This is a genomic window from Paenibacillus xylanilyticus (genome assembly GCF_009664365.1).
GTDB classification, from domain to species: domain Bacteria; phylum Bacillota; class Bacilli; order Paenibacillales; family Paenibacillaceae; genus Paenibacillus; species Paenibacillus xylanilyticus_A.
On record NZ_CP044310.1, the window covers coordinates 3,198,961 to 3,215,644 of the forward strand.

The following is a 16,684-nucleotide window of genomic DNA, read 5'->3' on the forward strand; positions in this document are numbered from 1 at the left end:
ATGAGAGGAACATGTCTATGTCAGAGAATCAGAAACGATCTTCGCTGCTTCGGAAAAAGCCACTCACCTTCGGAGAAGAAAATAGTGCGTTAAAAAGGGCACTAGGTCCTTTGGACTTAACAACGCTTGGAGTAGGAGCAATTATCGGTACAGGGATTTTTGTATTAACAGGAGTTGCGGCGGCAAATTATGCTGGTCCTGGATTAGTGCTCTCCTTTTTGCTTGCAGGCATCATCTGTGCATTCGCTGCACTATGCTATTCCGAATTTGCATCGAGCGTACCTGCTTCAGGGAGTGCATACACGTATAGTTACACTGCCTTCGGTGAAGTCATTGCCTGGATTCTTGGCTGGGATCTGATTCTGGAGTATGGATTCGCCAGCGCGGCCGTGGCCAGCGGATGGTCCGGTTATTTTCAGTCGCTGCTGTCAGGCTTCAGATTACAGCTTCCGCATGCACTCAGCAGTGCATACAATCCTGAAAAGGGGACCTATTTCGATGTTACCGCAGCAGCCATCACGTTACTGATCACCTTCCTGCTCACTCGCGGCGTCAAGGAGGCTGCCCGTGCCAATGGTATAATGGTGGCGATCAAAATTATTGTCGTGCTGATTTTTATCGGAGTGGGTGTGTTTTATGTACAGCCTTCCAACTGGCAGCCGTTTTAACCGTTTGGCATCTCAGGAGTAACCGCTGGTGCGGCGACGGTCTTTTTTGCTTATATTGGATTTGATGCGGTTTCCACGGCAGCGGAGGAAGTCAAACGACCTCAGCGCGACTTGCCGATCGGCATTATTGCTTCCTTGGCAATCTGCACTGTGCTGTATATCGTTGTATCCTTGATTTTGACAGGCATCGTGCCTTTCCACATGCTGAATGTTAGTGATCCGGTTGCCTTTGCGTTTGAATTCGTGAATTTGCATGGGCTGTCCTGGATTGTGGCTCTTGGTGCAATCACCGGGATAACAACCGTTCTGCTCGTTATGATGTATGGGCAGACCCGCCTATTGTATTCCATGTCACGTGACGGATTGCTCTCCCCGGTATTCTCCAAAATCAGTGGTAAAAGTCAAACACCGGCGACAGGTACATGGGTGGCAGGTATCATCATTGCGCTATTCTCGGGGTTCATCTCACTCGGTCATCTGGCTGAGCTTACCAACATCGGTACATTGTTTGCATTCGCAGTCGTCAGTCTGGGCATTATCGTTCTGCGAAAAAACAACCCTGATCTCAAACGCGGCTTCAAGGTGCCTTTTGTTCCATGGATTCCGATACTGAGTGCGATTGGTTGTGGATATCTGATGACCCGTTTAGCTGCTCTGACATGGATTACGTTTTTCGCTTGGCTGGTTATCGGTCTGATCATTTATTTCATGTATGGACGTCACTACAGTCACCTAAATCCTCTGCGGAAAGGATCCATAGCTGTTGATCAACAGCCGGTGAAGTCAAAGGGAAGTAAATAATAAATAAAAATGGCTATGTATCACTAGATTTTTCTACTGCACACTTACTATTTCACTACCCCATACTGCCTAGCTTACACTAGAGCAATATGGGGTTTCCTGTTCTAAAGCGAAGGGGGAAAGAAAAAGAAAGTTGGCTTTAGACCTATATTCGGGTATCTATTAAAGTACATGTCCATACTCGACTATACCCAGCTCAGGGTTGCGGCCAGTTCAAATATGACATATATTGAGGGATGTGACATGCCATCAGACATAGGAGAGGGGATGTATCATGAACACATCAATACATACGAATCAGCTTCATCTGAATCCGAATTTCGGGTTTGCACTAGCAGACTCTGTCGTACTTGCAGAGGCAAAAGTGAATATCTCACATCCTAAGGGGAAAAATGCCACGAAGCTGGAAATGGACCCGGATCGCAAGCTGAAGGATGGACGCAAGGTATCCGTTATTGCACAGCAGCTTGATGCGCCGATTCACCGGGATGACGCTGCGATCATATATGGTCAGGAGCTGGGGTTCGTTCAATATCCTGTTTCTTTGAAACCTGAAAGCACGATTTTCTTAGACTCCATAGAAGGGATTGAGCAGCCTATACCGTGGGGATGGACCGATTTTGCAGAGGGTGATTACGAGCTTCGGATTTCATTGCACCTGAAAACGCCCCGGATTGCCGAAGGTCCTCTGGAACCTGAACAAGAGGCTATGGTAAAATACGCTCAGGTCATTACGGTATTATTGAATTTGTTTCCAGCAGAAGCAATTCCGCATTCAACTGCCGTTTCATCTACATGGAGCAGAGATCATCATGTATTTGACGGGTATGGCAGTGGTGGATTTATATTGGCGGATTTGCCGCGCATGTCAGAACGAGTGGAAGAGCTGATTGATTCCGGTGATCATAACTTGATTGAACAATTCGGTGAGGGCGATCTCTCGGACACTTTATTGGAAGAAGGACTCATGGCTATGGCGTGGGGCGTATCTCCGTGGTGTTACTCAATCTACTCCGCACCGGGCAAGCAAGCGGCTTCCATTCTTGCAGTGGACAAGCTTGGTGAGGAGCCTGAGTTCAGAGGTGTTTACCGGATTGCACCAGCTGTACAGCAGTTAAGCATCGTACCTGCGCATGAACTGGCCAACTGGCCGGCATGTACCACGAAGGATTGGCCCGTGATCGATGTATCAGGGGAAGGGGAGACTTTGCATATGGACCTGTATGTACAGATCTGCGAATCGGTTAACGGTTTGTATGAAAATCCACTGCCATCCTTTGTGCTATCGCGCAGCGAAGGTTGTCCGAAGGAGATCAGACCACTCATTGATGTCGTCATTGTTGATTAAATGAAACAAAGTTTATTTCAGGAACATAAAGTGAGTGAAATGGCTCACCTTACGTATACACTAGAATGAATCGTGGTGACGAATACCGATGATAAGCGAGGAAATTCAGGAGCAATACGCTGATGAGCTTGAAGCTTTTCACATATGGATGAAAGACGCCGGTTACACGGGACACACTGTAAAATCATACACGGGTGACGTCGCCGAATTTCTCTCTTCTATTCAAGGAAAGTCACTGGAGCAGGTGAAGAAGCTGCATGTCCTGTCATTTCTGTCACGTGCCCGCGAACGGGGAGTTAGTGATGCGACAAGAAATCGCAAACATGCAGCGGTAAATTGCTTCTTCAAGTCGCTGATTGAATTGGAAGTGTTAACGAATAATCCCGCGTCAGGAATCAAAAAATCCAAAACCGAGAAAAATCGGGCGCCCGTCTTTCTGGATGAAAGCGGTCTGGAACGATTCCTGCAATCGGTAGAAGGGAAATATCGTACACGCAATCTTGCGATCTTTCTGTTAATGGGTTATATGGGATTGCGGGTTGGTGAAGTCCATGCGCTCAACTGTAAGGACTATAATGCGGAGCGGCGCACGCTGGATGTCTTCGGTAAAGGCCGTAAATGGCGTACACTCCCTGTTCCGGAGATGGTTGCGGAGCTGTTAACCTTGGCTGTAGAAGAGCGTTTGTCTCCATGGCGGGCGAAGGAAGAAGCTTTGTTTGTTTCGCAAAAAGGGAAGCGGCTATCCATTCGCAGTATTCAGCTCATATCAACGGAAACCTTCGAACGTTTTCAACAGGAGTCTCCGACACATCAGCGTCTGCACTATTCCAGTCATAAGCTGCGGCACTCATTCGCAACCATGATGCTGCGGCGCGGCGCCGATCTGCGTACGGTTCAGGAATTGCTCGGTCACGCATCGATTCAAACCACAACCGTTTATACACACGTCACCAGCCGGGAGAAGGAAGAGGCGATGGCTCTGCTTGACGTCAAACTTCCGGAGTTTGCAAGTGAAAAGTAAAATGTAACAAGCCAGACCTGTCCATGAGGGCAGGTTTTTTCATTTCGAGCAGTGCAACATCAACGAAATTCGATGAATCGCAGTATTTGTTCGAGGAGGCATAAGGTGAAATACATCAACGGAATTAACGGAATTAATATTATGTAAACCAGATGAATAATGAAATATATTATATGTCCATCGATTAGAGTTTCATACGAAAGAACCATCCGAATCCGCATGAGATGCGATCCAGATGGTCCTTTGGTTATATTAAAATAATGACATTATTCCAATCCTTCAATCTGTTCCTTTAATTTGTTTGCAGAAGCCTGGAATGCGACCTTCTCTGCCTCATTCAGTGGAAGCGGCAATATTTCACGCACTCCGTTACGATCCACCACGCATGGAACTCCGAGATAAACATCGGAGACCCCATTGTAGTCCTCCAGCAGTGTAGATACGTTCAGGACCGATCCTTCGTTGCCCAAAATGGCTGCTACAATACGATCCAAAGCAAGTGCGATTGCATAGGAAGTGGCTCCTTTGGCATTAATAATCTCATATGCCGCATTTTTGGTGCGATCAAAGATATCCTGCTGCGTTTCCTCGTCGAGTTCCAGATCTGTTCCGGCTACGTTGGCCAGACTCCATACAGGTACTTCGGAATCACCATGTTCCCCAATGATGTGTGCATGAATGCTGCGGGGATCAATGCCTTTGTTTTTACCAATCAGGTAGCGGAAGCGGGCGCTGTCGAGTAAGGTACCGGAGCCAATTACCCGTGAAGCAGGCCAGCCGCTCTGTTTCCAGGATGTATAAGATAAAATGTCTACAGGATTGGTGGCTATGAGCAAAATGCCATGAGAGTTCACTTCGGTAATACGTTCAATGATATCTTTAAATATGCTGGCATTTTTCTTGAGCAGATCAATGCGGGTTTCACCCGGCTTCTGGGAGGCCCCGGCTGTAATGATAATGATGTCTGCGTCTTTGCAGTCCGAGTAGTCACCAGCCCATACTTTGACACCTCCGGTAAATGGAAGCCCGTGGTTCATATCCAGCATTTCGCCTGTGGCCTTATCATGATTCACATCCACAAATACCAACTCGGATGAGCGCTGCCTTAACATCAGCGTATATCCCGTTGTTGTTCCCACCGCGCCCATGCCAATAATGACTACGCGACTTGGTTTAAGCATTGCACTGTTTACCATGTTCTTATCCTCTCCTTTTTGGGGTAGACTTCCATCCATATTAAGGTATAAATGTTTGAAAAGAAAGCGATGTCTATAAAATATTTCACTTTCGTTGTCTGTTTAAGGAAGATTGAGTCGAAAGTACGGCATGGGCATCCAACAATGGAACGAGGACTTGATACGGGTTCGCTCCTGATCCCTATTACCCAAGATGAGCCTTTTCGACATGGTTTGTGGTAGAATGGGAGAAGTGGATTCTAATGAATCGTAAAATGTATACCGATCGGACAGGCATGCGCGCCTGCTGTTGGATGAGAGAGGTGAACTCCACTTGCGTTTGCAATGGACCAAAATCGCGCAGACAGCATTGCTGTCTATAGGAATAGCTGCCCTACTGGCTGCCTGCACCGACACAGGTCAGACCCCGGTGGCAGAACCGCCCCAAGAGCAGGATGAGATCGGAAATACCGGACAGACATTAACGGTTGTTCCTCCTGATAACAGTACACAAACGACTACAGATACGGCGGAATACCAGATCCAGACACGTCTGACCGACTTCCAGCTGCTTAATGACAACGGAGGGTTAGCGTGGGGTGTTACGAGAAACGCACTGCGTTTATATTACACTCAGGATCAGGGCGTAACCTGGACGAATATTTCTCCTTCGGAGAATGTGCAATTTCCGGCCAACCCGCAGTATGGGCAAAGCATTTATTTTGTGGATCGTACCCATGGATGGATCGTTCGTGAAGGGTTGGGCGGAACCGATACGATGGTCTTGCGCACCAATAATGGGGGAGTAAGCTGGAGCTTGTCTTCCTTGTCCAAGACGGACAAGGTTACTGCCATATCCTTTGTATCCCCGGAGAAAGGCTGGATTCTGACTACGATGGATACCTCCATTGGGAAGCAGGATAAAAAGCTGTATGTTACCGAGGATGGAGGCATCACCTGGGAGGAGATGTCATCCAGTGATGAGGACGATCAGCCGGCTTCAGCCGAGATTCCAACACGCGGATATACAACAGGCCTGACTTTTTCAGATCCGAAACACGGCTTCTTGACAGCCCTTGAATTTGGAACCCCGAAGCTGTATATCACGACAGATGGCGGAGAGAATTGGAAGACTGGACCGACATTTTTTGACCGGAATGACTTTAATGGGTGTGGCAATTTCAACATTGGTTCACCTCAGTTTTTTGGTCGGGAAGCGAAGGGGGCTTGGATGCCTTTAACCTGTTCCAGCGGAGATTATACCAAGTTCAACGGATACTTCACAGATGACGGAGGTAAGAGCTGGACGTTATCGACTTTCGGCCTGAACAAGCAGAAGGGAATCAATCGTAACCTGACTCCCGCTTTCCTGAATGCTTCAGAAGGTTGGGTAGTTCAGTCGGGCACGACATACCAAACGAAGGATTCGGGTAAAAGCTGGAAGGCACTTCCGGGCAGTAAAGTCCTGGACAGTATTCTGGAGGATTATCCGGAGATTGTGAAGCTGCAGATGGTTTCCTCGAAGCTCGGCTGGATATTGGTAGAGAATACGGATACCAAGAGATCCTTGCTCCTGCAGACTGTGGATGGTGGTTTGCAGTGGAAAGTACTGTAGGTATGCTGAAAATAGGCATTGTTTAGAAGAGAAACCGTCGGGTTTCTTTTCTTTTTACATACATTGTGAAATAAATCACAATAACTAAATTTAAATGATGTTATATTGAATTCAAGAAGAGATGGGAGTGATGAAGATGAGAACCAATGAACAAACTCAATTCACGCAGGCGGATGAATTAACGAGATACATGCTTCACTTATGCTACAATTGCGATGATGCCAACCGTTGCACAACCGAAGAAGAAGTGAAGGCCTGCATGGCACAATACGCTCAGCCAGCAGAACCCGAACAAGCGGAGGGAGCAGAAGCAACCCGCGATTTCATGAATCTGATGTATGCATAACAAGCAATGCAAGATAGAGCATGGTAACAGATAGAGCATGCTGGTGTACTGAATGAATGGCCCCTAATCAGGGGCCTTTTTATTTGAGACTAATCATGAATCGCAAGGTGCAACATGAAGGAGGGTATTCATGCAGAACATTTTCTGTCCGTTCCTTACAATTTGAGCTCCTGATAACAAGTTCCATATTACTCGCGCATATACATGTACAGGAGACGGGTCAAGACTCTGGCTGTCCTAGGTGTACGAACGGAGGGGAGAGACATGGGCATTGAATCATCCTGGATGTTTGATTTTTTCGGAACCGTCTTTCCAGTCGTATTTGTTCTGATTATAGGTATTGTTCTTCTGTCTGTGGGGAAAGAAGTATGGAGATGGGGGCGCAACAACACACAGCCTCTGCTTACCGTGCCTTCACGAATAACGGGCAGAAGGATGCAGATCAGTCAGTCGCAAGCTGAACCAGGCAGTTCAGCCCGTACGCTGTATTACATTACCTTTGAAGTAGAGAGCGGGGACCGGCTCGAGTTCAAGGTGAACGGAGAAGAGTACGGATTGTGCTCCGAAGGAGATGAAGGCCGTCTTTCCTTCAAGGGAACACGGTATATAGGCTTTGAGCGCTACAACCGCCTGTATTCAGAACGTGTACGCGGATAATCCGGCTGGCTTGCGCCATAGTGGCGTAAGCTTTTTTTAATGTTAATTTTCTTGGACAAGCGTTTCTTAAAGGTGGTATCGTGTTTTTATATAAGGAGAGGGTCTTAATAACAATAAGGTTTCTTGATTCGACATATTCGTATGTGATGACAGAAGCGTCTTAATAGAGGAGGAGTACATGATGTCATTTACAGATCAAGTTGTCGTTGTTACGGGAGCAGCTCAGGGGATCGGACGCAGCGTTGCCGAAGCTTACGCAGTTGCTGGTGCCAAGGTTGTACTTGCCGATTATCAGGAGGCGGAAGGCGCCGCAGCTGCTGCTTCGATTCGCAATGAAGGCGGTGAAGCCATTTTCGTTCAGTGCGATGTTCGCAAGGAGCAGGATATCACGAATTTGATTAACACAACCATCGAAGAATTCAAACAGATCAACATCCTGGTGAACAATGCCGGTGTATCCAGGTGGAAGTCTCCCTACGAGCTGACCTTGGAGGAATGGGACGATGTGCTTAATACGAATGTAAGAAGCTGCTTTCTTGCGAGCCGTGAAGCGGCCAAACATATGAAACAAAATGAACATGGAGGCGCTATCGTCAATATGGCATCGACACGTGCGTTTATGTCTGAACCGGAGACAGAGGCCTATGCAGCGTCCAAAGGAGCCATTGTGGCCCTGACACATGCGATGGCGGTCTCACTTGGCAAGGACGGTATTCGGGTCAATTGTATCAGTCCGGGATGGATTGAGACAGGAAATGTGGACGAATTGAAGCCGGAAGATCACGAACAGCATCCTGCAGGACGAGTAGGCGTGCCTTCGGATATCTCCCGCGCATGTTTATATTTGTCGGATCCAAGCAATACCTTTGTCACTGGGACCAATCTGATGATTGATGGGGGCATGACTCGAAAAATGATATATGAGGACTAGAACCGGGATTCCCTCCTTCTGTTGTACACATTGAATGCCCCAGCATCCGTAAGCCCAAGTTAAGCACTTGGGCTTATTTGAAATTCAATAATCGGTTGCTATAATGAATGTGATTTTACAACAGAACAGGAATGGAGGGAGTATATGTTCGGGAATTCATCCCGGAAGATCATTGGCCTATTACTGCTGATTGGAGGGATTATAATGACAGGAATGGCTTCGCCTGTGGAGGCAGACACGGGCGACATACGGGCAGCCTGGGTATGGCAGGCCAAGTCTGTCCAAGATGATGGAGGAGATGAGCTGCTGGCTAACGCAGCTAAACATAAGATTAACAGACTCTATGTGAACGTGGATATGAATTTATCTGATGAAGTATATCGCACGTTTATATCCAAAGCCAGTGATGCTGGTATTGCTGTTGAAGCACTGGGAGGGGACCCGTCCTGGGCCGTTCGTGACCGTGAGGCGCCAATGCTCCGTTTGGCTGCATGGGTTTCTGACTATAATCAGGGAGCAGCTGCAGAAGAACGATTTGATGCCATCCATCTGGATATCAAACCCTATGTTCTGCCTGCATGGAAAGACGATTCAGAGCCTTTGGTTCAGTCATGGGTAGCCAATATGAAATTGTTGCTTGAACAGGTTGAGGCAAATGGTGCCATTGACATTAATGTGGATCTGCCATTTTGGCTGGATTCGTATACGATCGCTGGTACAAAAACAACAGACGATACAGATAACCTGCCGTTATCACGCTGGTTCATGGAACAGTTCAATCATGTCACTTTACTGGCTTACCGCGATAACGCACAAGGGAATAACGGCATTATTCAACTCATTGAACAGGAGATGAATTGGGCCGATGCCAGCGGTGCGTCAGTCACTGTTGGCGTAAATACGAAGCCGATGCCTGGGGAAGAGTTTACAACTTTTGCCGGAAAGGGAGCAGCACAGCTGGAGAGTGTCTTGGCAGAGGTTGCAGAATCCCTACGTAATCACGCTTCATATGCCGGTTCTGCCGTACATGATATCGTATACTGGGGACAGCTTGAACCTGAAGAACAGCCTGTGCCGGAGAAGCCCACCTTACAGCCTGAGATTCGTGGAACTTACATCTGGGAGGCATCGCAGGTAACGGATGATGGCGGTCAGCATATTCTTGAGTTCGCCGCAGCACAGCATATTAACTTTCTGTATGTTCGGCTTGATCTGGACCAGCCCTACTCAAGTTACCGCAGTTTTGTTAAACGAGCCCAGGCACAAGGGATCGAAATTCACGCCATGGGCGGCCATCCCATTTGGGGCAGATCCGAGAACAGACCACGGATTGAGCGACTGATCAATTATGTGAAAAATTATAATGCAGAAGTTGAACCCGAAGAACGATTCAAGGGCATTCACCTGGATATCGAGCCCTACACACTGCCGGAATGGAATTCCGATCGGGATGCACTTTTGACAGAATGGGCTGCCAATATCGCCTTTTTCCAGGAAGAAACGAAGAAGGACAGCAATTTGGAGACCAGTGCCGATCTGGCTGTATGGCTGGATAGCTCTCCTTTGCCAGGACAGGACATGTCTGTTAGTGAATTTATGATCCGCACATTGGATCATGTCTCTCTCATGGCTTTCCGTAACTCGGCTGAAGGGTCCAATGGCATTGCGGCAGTAGTCAGGCAGGAGATGGAAATCGCCGACCGTTTGGGCAAACCGCTGCTGATTTCGGTAGAGATGAAAGAGAATCACGAAGGCGCCCATATCTCATTCTACGAAAAAGGTGCTGCCGAGATGGAACAGCAGCTTGCGAAGCTGCCTGAACTATTGAAGGATTATGAGGCCTACCAAGGTAACATGGTACATGCTTACGATTACTGGATTAATGCCAAGCCTTAATTAGGCTGGTTATATAGGAAATGTTTGATCTCGGGACTTCACATGAGGTGAGGTTCCGGGATTTTTTTGTGGAAAAAAGTTGGATTGGTGTCACCGAATAGGCTCCTGCACAATACGATGTACGGTGATGAAGAGCTGAAGCAAGGGAGGAAACAGAATATGGCTGTTATTAAAGCCAACTCAGAAGACGTCAAGCTGCTGGCAAGACTGATGAGGGCAGAGGCTGAAGGTGACGGCGAACAGGGCATGCTGCTCGTAGGTAATGTGGGTGTGAACCGGGTGCTTGTAGACTGTTTGGATTTTGGGGACATTCGTGATATTAACCGCATGGTATTCCAGAATCCCGGTGGGTTCGAATCAACCCAAAAAGGCTATTTCTATCAGCGGGCAAGACAATCCGAGATTCGCTTGGCACAACGTGTAATTAATGGGGAACGCATCTGGCCGGCCAGCAATGCCCTGTGGTTTTTCAGACCTGTGGGGGACTGTCCTCCAACCTGGTATAACCAGCAAAATACGGGCCGTTTCAAAGCGCACTGTTTCTTCAGTCCGACTGGTGAAGATTGTCCGGAAGTTTATTAAATTTTAGGAGGAATTACAATGATTAATCAACCTTATCAACCAACAACACAGGCACTGGGTCAACAAGCCAACTCGCAAGTTCAAGGAACATCCTATAAAATCGGTAATGGCGCGCCTTCGATGTCCCCAACACCAGGCATGGTTTCTCCAAGTATGGTTTCACCAAGCATGGTATCTCCAAGCTCCACAAGCGTACCACCGCTTGTATCCAGCGGCAGTCCAATGACGCCAACAGGTGGAGTTGTAACGACAACTGCGCCGCAGTTTGAACAATCATACATCGAAAATATTCTGCGCCTGAACCTCGGCAAATTTGGTACATTCTACATGACATATGAAGGTAACAAAGAATGGAATGCTCGCATTTTCCAAGGAATTATTGAAGCTGCGGGCCGTGATCACATCATTATCAGCGATCCTAAGACAGGAAGACGTATTATGCTGTTAATGGTTAACTTCGATTATGCTACATTTGATGAGCCATTGTTGTACCAATATCCGGGCGTTGTCGGAAACTATCCTCAAGCTCCAAGCAGATTCTAATTCGTTATTACACGGGGGTTTCTGTAGAAAGATATGTTTAACCAGGCTGTCCCGCATGTGGAATCAAATCCACAAGTGGGACAGTTTTTTTCGTTATAATGGAGATTATAGTAACCTTTACTCGCAATCATGGCACTTATACATATATAGACTGAGCAAGACAAACGCAGAGAGGGGTTTACATCATTGAACGAGTGGATTGAGGGAGCCATCCGTGGCGAGCCTGAGGCTTATGAGCAGTTAATGAAACAGTTCCGCGGAATGGCGCTTGCTGTAGCTTATAACAAGCTGGAGGATGCTTTCTGGGCTGAAGATATAGTACAGGAGGCGTTCACAGAAGCATTTGCTAATCTGTCGAAGCTGGAGACGGCCGAAGCCTTTCCAGGATGGTTTAAAGTCATTGTTGAACGACAGTGCTACCGTTGGTTAAGGCGCAAGCAGCACAGCACTTCCCCTGAACAGGAGTTAGAGTACAGCATCCATTCGAGCGAAGAGGGAGATAACCCTGAACAGCTTGTTTTGCAAAAGGAACGGTATCGGATTCTTCGCGATTCCATATCCAGTCTGCCGCTATCCATGCAGCATGTAGTGGACATGTTCTATTTTCAGGGATATTCGCTTAAGGAAATTTCCGATTTCCTTAGTGTATCTGTTCCGGCCTTGAAGAAAAGGCTGTTCGATGCCAGGGCGAAGCTGAGGCGTACATTACCTGTGGCGGACGTTATAACCGTATTTAATGAACTTTATGAAGGGGGCAAAGGCATGCTGCATATTACCAATGGAGATCATGCTGCAGATCGTTTGCGGCAAAGCGGGATCGAAGGAGAGGTTATGGTCTGGCGGGAACTTTACACCTTTGGTCCTGTCGTCCAAGATATGGGGAACGAGGTGGAGAGGAGCAAGCGTGCTGCCTATCTGGAACAGCAATTAGGTATTCCCCAGACGGAATATCTGCAAATTGCGGAGCTGGAGCGGAAGCTGCATGCGTTTCAACAGTACAAGGAGATTGTACTCTGGTTTGAATACGATCTCTATGATCAGGCGATGTTATCTTATTTGCTGCATTATTTTAATGGTCAATCGCTTGGGGATACCAAGCTGAATCTGTTATGTATTGATGCTTATCCGGAAATAGAGAACTTTCGGGGACTGGGCCAGCTTACACCCGGACAGATCGGACGTTTGTCTGGTACGTGGCATGTCATGGGGACGGAGGAGCTTCAGGCGGGAAGTCAGTTCTGGCAAGCATACACCTCTTCCGATATTCAGGATCACATGGATTATTTAAAACAAAACAGTACGGTTCTCCCATTTGCGCATGCTGCATTTGAGGCTCACTTGACCCGCCTGCCTTCACAGTCCAATGGTCTGGGTGCAATTGAACAAGCGACCCTGGAAGCTGTGAGTCAAGGTGTGGATCAGCCATATCCACTATTTAAGCATGTGAGTGAGCGGCTGCATGTGTTAGGAATGGGAGACTTGGAATATTGGGCACATCTGAGAAGAATGACCAAGGAGCCCTATGCTCTACTACAGATTAGCGGAGCGGACACGTTCCCTGATTTCACCCAGCACGATGAATATTTCCGTAATGCAGTCTTGTCTATGACTGAGCTTGGTATCCAGGTACTGGCTGAAGAAGCAGACTATGCAGAATTAAGAAAAGACGAAATGTGGATTGGCGGTTTGTGGAACGCACAAGGCGAAGAACCACAGTGGCGCTGGGATGCGGCATCCCGTTTCCCTGTCAAAATAAGCACATAACATTACATCCTTAACTCACATACCATACAAAGAGTATTCCCCGAATTGGATATCGACGTGAATACTCTTTTTACGTTTTACATTTTAGTTTAATTCGATTTAGACACCTTACCTGGTACAAGATTTAAACAATAAACCCGTTTGGCATTTTCTCAATATACTTAGTTAGCAAATGTAAATAAGACGGCGTATTCGCTACCTTTGTAAAGTAATTTGCTGGTTAGCATCATTTCGTTGTCATAGGACACGGATTGACTGTGTAGTTTAGAGTTATATAATAAAAGAAGCATATCCTTTTATTCGACACAATCCAGAAGGAGGTGGAAGCATTGGGAAGTTGAACCTGCATATGAGCGGCAGAATGGCTAATATCCTACATTTTCGAAGGAGGTGGACCTATTTGCCGAAGAATGACGGCGAATAGGATGACAATTTGAGTGACCCCTTACCGAGTATATTAAATTTATTTTTAATTGCTTTGCTTGTTTTGATGAACGGTTTTTTTGTCTCGGCAGAATTCGCGATGGTAAAAGTTCGCGGCAGCCGAATTGAGGCTTTGGTGGAAGCAGGCAACAAAAGAGCCATCTATGCTTCTAATATTGTACGTAACCTGGATGCCTATCTGTCTGCGTGCCAATTGGGCATAACGCTGGCTTCACTTGGACTCGGCTGGCTCGGAGAGCCTGCCATTGCACACTTGCTTGAGCCCATGTTTACCGCGTTTGGACTCGGCCCGGTATATGTACACGGAATTTCGATTGTAATTGCATTTGTTATTATTACGATTTTGCATATTGTACTCGGGGAACTTGCTCCCAAGACGATGGCAATCCGCAAATCGGAGACGGTCACGTTATGGTCTGCGGTACTGCTTACGTTCTTTTACAAATTGATGTATCCCTTTATCTGGGCTTTGAATGGTATGGCGAACAGCCTGCTGAGATTGTTTCGAATGGCACCTGCTTCGGAGCATGACTCGGCACATAGTGAAGATGAAATACGCATTCTGATGAAAGAAAGCAATAAGAGCGGTTTAATTGACAATACTGAATTGGCGCTTGTTGATAATATATTTGATTTTACGGCAACAACTGCCCGTGAAATTATGATTCCGCGGACGGAAATGATCTGTCTGAACGCCAATCAGTCCATGCTGGAAAATCTGGAAATTGCCAGTGAAAGCATGCGAACTCGCTATCCCGTCTATAACGGTGACAAGGACCACATTATCGGCTTTATTCACATCAAAGACCTGATGCGGTCCCAGCTCACAGATACCATTTCTGTAATCCGACCAATTCTCGCCGTTCCCGAATCGACGCCAATCAGTGATCTGCTGAAGCGTATGCAGCGCAGCAAGACACAGATTGCCATTCTGATTGATGAGTACGGTGGAACTTCCGGAATGGTAACGCTCGAAGATATTATGGAAGAGATTGTAGGCGAGATTCAGGATGAGTTCGATCAGGAGCGTCCTGCCATTGAGAAAGTGGATGAGATGGAATACTCCATTGATGGCATGATGCTGATTGAAGAAGTGAGTGAGCGATTCGAACTGGATATGGATCGGAGCGACTATGACACGATTGGTGGCTGGCTGTACTCCAGAGTGGAGACAATTCCGCCTGAAGTCGGTCAATCCGTTGAATATGGAGGATATGTATTCGTCATTCAGGAGACGGAGCATAAGCGGATTTCACGGGTAAATGTAATTAAGCTTGAAATGTTGGTTGAGGAAGAAGGGGCTTAAGTCTAGCTTCTTCATTCCAGTATGAGTTATTTGAAGCAGTCTAGTGATGATATTTCATCCTAGGCTGCTTTTTTTATGTTTATGAGATTCAAACCTTAAGGTGAGGTGCATGGATATTTTACTCGACTTTTTCGTTTTGACTATGAAACATTCCTTGTAGTTCCGACTAAATGTTACTGTTTTCTGGATTTGGATAAAAGTAATAATTATTTCTGATTTTGCTCATAGGATGAGTATTGACAAAGGAACACTATATCCCGCATATTTAACTTAAACACTTTATAAAGTATATTTATTAATTCGAATTATCAACTACATCAAGAGAGGAGTTACAAAGATGGCAACCTGGTTTCTCATCGTAATCTATCTGGCTTTTATAAGCCTGGGACTTCCGGATTCCCTGCTTGGATCTGCGTGGCCGGTCATATGGCCGGAAATAGGTTCCTCCGTAGGCTCAGCAGGCCTCATTTCCATGATTATTGCAGCGGGCACCATCGTCTCCAGTCTGGCAAGTGGGAAAATGATTCAGAAAATGGGCACAGGTAATATTACATTGTTCAGCTGTTTGCTAACCGCAATTTCATTGATTGGATTTTCCATGGCACCGTCCATGATATGGTTTATGATCTTGGCCGTTCCGCTTGGCCTGGGCGCAGGAGCCGTGGATGCAGCGTTGAATCATTACGTCGCTGCAAATTACCAAGCGCATCATATGAACTGGCTGCATTGCTTCTGGGGCGTTGGCGCTACCATGGGCCCAATCATCATGGCTGGTTATATAGCGGATCAGAACTTTTGGAGAGGTGGTTATGCTGCAGTTGGTGTCATCCAGCTTGTACTGGTTATCGTACTTCTTATCACGCTGCCGTTATGGAAAAGAGTGGCTGCACTGCGTGAGACGACACCCATAATTATGACCGATAACGAGACAAAATTGGAAATACGCATCCCGGGGAACGTCTTGAAATTAAGAGGCGTTAAACCCTCATTGCTCGCTTTTCTGTTATATTGCGGGGTTGAAACCACGGTCGGATTATGGGGAGCAAGCTACTTGGTTGGAACGAAAAGCATCTCAGCAGAGATGGCAGCGGGCTGGATTTCCCTTTATTACGGAGGTATTACGTTTGGCAGGTTCATAACAGGTTTTATCTCGTTAAGAGTCCAAAACCGATTATTGATTCGCTATGGACAATGGACAACGATCCTCGGAGGACTCCTTTTACTGCTTCCGCTTCCTTCATCGTTTTCGGTAGCAGGCTTTATTTTCATCGGGCTTGGTCTGGCGCCAATCTATCCTGGACTTTTGCATGAAACGCCGGCTCGCTTCGGGAGAGAAAACTCCGTCAAGTTAATGGGATACCAGATGGCTGTCGCTTATAGCGGTACGACGCTGCTTCCTCCGCTCTTTGGATTTCTTGCAGCGAAGACCAGTACAAATTCCTTTCCGGTTGTCGTGCTTGTTCTTCTTATATTGATGTTATTTAGCGCGGAAACCGTGAATCGCATACTTCTAAAATCTCAGAATGCGGGGAGGTGAGAAAATGGCCTATGTTATTTTAGCTGTTATCATCTGGGCGGCAGCCTATG

Annotated in this window: 13 protein-coding genes and 1 pseudogene; 13 read left to right on the forward strand and 1 reads right to left on the reverse strand. The window is 46.8% G+C overall.

The features are described from left to right. The first annotated feature begins 17 nt into the window (after positions 1 to 17). The 3 genes and pseudogenes from F4V51_RS14335 to F4V51_RS14345 all read left to right on the forward strand — a co-directional run bounded on the left by F4V51_RS14335 (position 18) and on the right by F4V51_RS14345 (position 3,838). Positions 18 to 1,469: pseudogene (locus F4V51_RS14335) on the forward strand (amino acid permease). A gap of 274 nt (positions 1,470 to 1,743) precedes the next feature. Further along, a complete protein-coding gene (locus tag F4V51_RS14340; RefSeq protein ID WP_153978498.1) occupies positions 1,744 to 2,817 on the forward strand; it encodes a hypothetical protein in 1,074 nt (357 codons plus the stop codon). Positions 2,818 to 2,905: 88 nt separating this feature from the next. Further along, on the forward strand, positions 2,906 to 3,838 hold the full coding sequence (locus F4V51_RS14345; protein WP_153978499.1) for a tyrosine-type recombinase/integrase: 933 nt from the start codon (positions 2,906 to 2,908) through the stop codon (positions 3,836 to 3,838). A 266-nt stretch (positions 3,839 to 4,104) separates the two neighbouring features. On the opposite strand, the gene F4V51_RS14350 is transcribed toward F4V51_RS14345, so the two are convergent. Then, a complete protein-coding gene (locus tag F4V51_RS14350) occupies positions 4,105 to 5,034 on the reverse strand; it encodes an L-lactate dehydrogenase (RefSeq protein ID WP_153978500.1) in 930 nt (309 codons plus the stop codon). Positions 5,035 to 5,347: 313 nt separating this feature from the next. Here F4V51_RS14350 and F4V51_RS14355 point away from each other — a divergent pair, with 313 nt between their 5' ends. The 10 genes from F4V51_RS14355 (at position 5,348) to F4V51_RS14400 (ending at position 16,634) form a co-directional block, all read left to right on the forward strand. Further along, entirely contained in the window at positions 5,348 to 6,628 is a 1,281-nt protein-coding gene (locus F4V51_RS14355) for a VPS10 domain-containing protein (protein ID WP_153978501.1), read from the forward strand. 136 nt (positions 6,629 to 6,764) lie between these two features. Beyond that, positions 6,765 to 6,974, forward strand: coding sequence for a hypothetical protein (locus tag F4V51_RS14360; protein ID WP_153978502.1), 210 nt, complete (start codon positions 6,765 to 6,767; stop codon positions 6,972 to 6,974). A 264-nt stretch (positions 6,975 to 7,238) separates the two neighbouring features. Then, a complete protein-coding gene (locus F4V51_RS14365; protein ID WP_153978503.1) occupies positions 7,239 to 7,631 on the forward strand; it encodes a DUF2500 domain-containing protein in 393 nt (130 codons plus the stop codon). 181 nt (positions 7,632 to 7,812) lie between these two features. Further along, positions 7,813 to 8,562 (forward strand): SDR family NAD(P)-dependent oxidoreductase, encoded by a 750-nt coding sequence (locus F4V51_RS14370; RefSeq protein ID WP_153980703.1) that lies wholly within the window; start codon positions 7,813 to 7,815, stop codon positions 8,560 to 8,562. 204 nt (positions 8,563 to 8,766) lie between these two features. Then, positions 8,767 to 10,458, forward strand: coding sequence for a hypothetical protein (locus F4V51_RS14375; RefSeq protein ID WP_236146768.1), 1,692 nt, complete (start codon positions 8,767 to 8,769; stop codon positions 10,456 to 10,458). Positions 10,459 to 10,617: 159 nt separating this feature from the next. Continuing rightward, positions 10,618 to 11,040 (forward strand): cell wall hydrolase, encoded by a 423-nt coding sequence (locus F4V51_RS14380; protein WP_153978505.1) that lies wholly within the window; start codon positions 10,618 to 10,620, stop codon positions 11,038 to 11,040. 18 nt (positions 11,041 to 11,058) lie between these two features. After that, on the forward strand, positions 11,059 to 11,583 hold the full coding sequence (gene gerQ, locus F4V51_RS14385) for a spore coat protein GerQ (protein ID WP_153978506.1): 525 nt from the start codon (positions 11,059 to 11,061) through the stop codon (positions 11,581 to 11,583). A 186-nt stretch (positions 11,584 to 11,769) separates the two neighbouring features. Further along, entirely contained in the window at positions 11,770 to 13,347 is a 1,578-nt protein-coding gene (locus F4V51_RS14390; protein ID WP_153978507.1) for a sigma-70 family RNA polymerase sigma factor, read from the forward strand. A 433-nt stretch (positions 13,348 to 13,780) separates the two neighbouring features. Next, entirely contained in the window at positions 13,781 to 15,097 is a 1,317-nt protein-coding gene (locus tag F4V51_RS14395; protein WP_153978508.1) for a hemolysin family protein, read from the forward strand. Positions 15,098 to 15,434: 337 nt separating this feature from the next. After that, on the forward strand, positions 15,435 to 16,634 hold the full coding sequence (locus tag F4V51_RS14400; protein WP_153978509.1) for an MFS transporter: 1,200 nt from the start codon (positions 15,435 to 15,437) through the stop codon (positions 16,632 to 16,634). Positions 16,635 to 16,684: the final 50 nt, after the last annotated feature.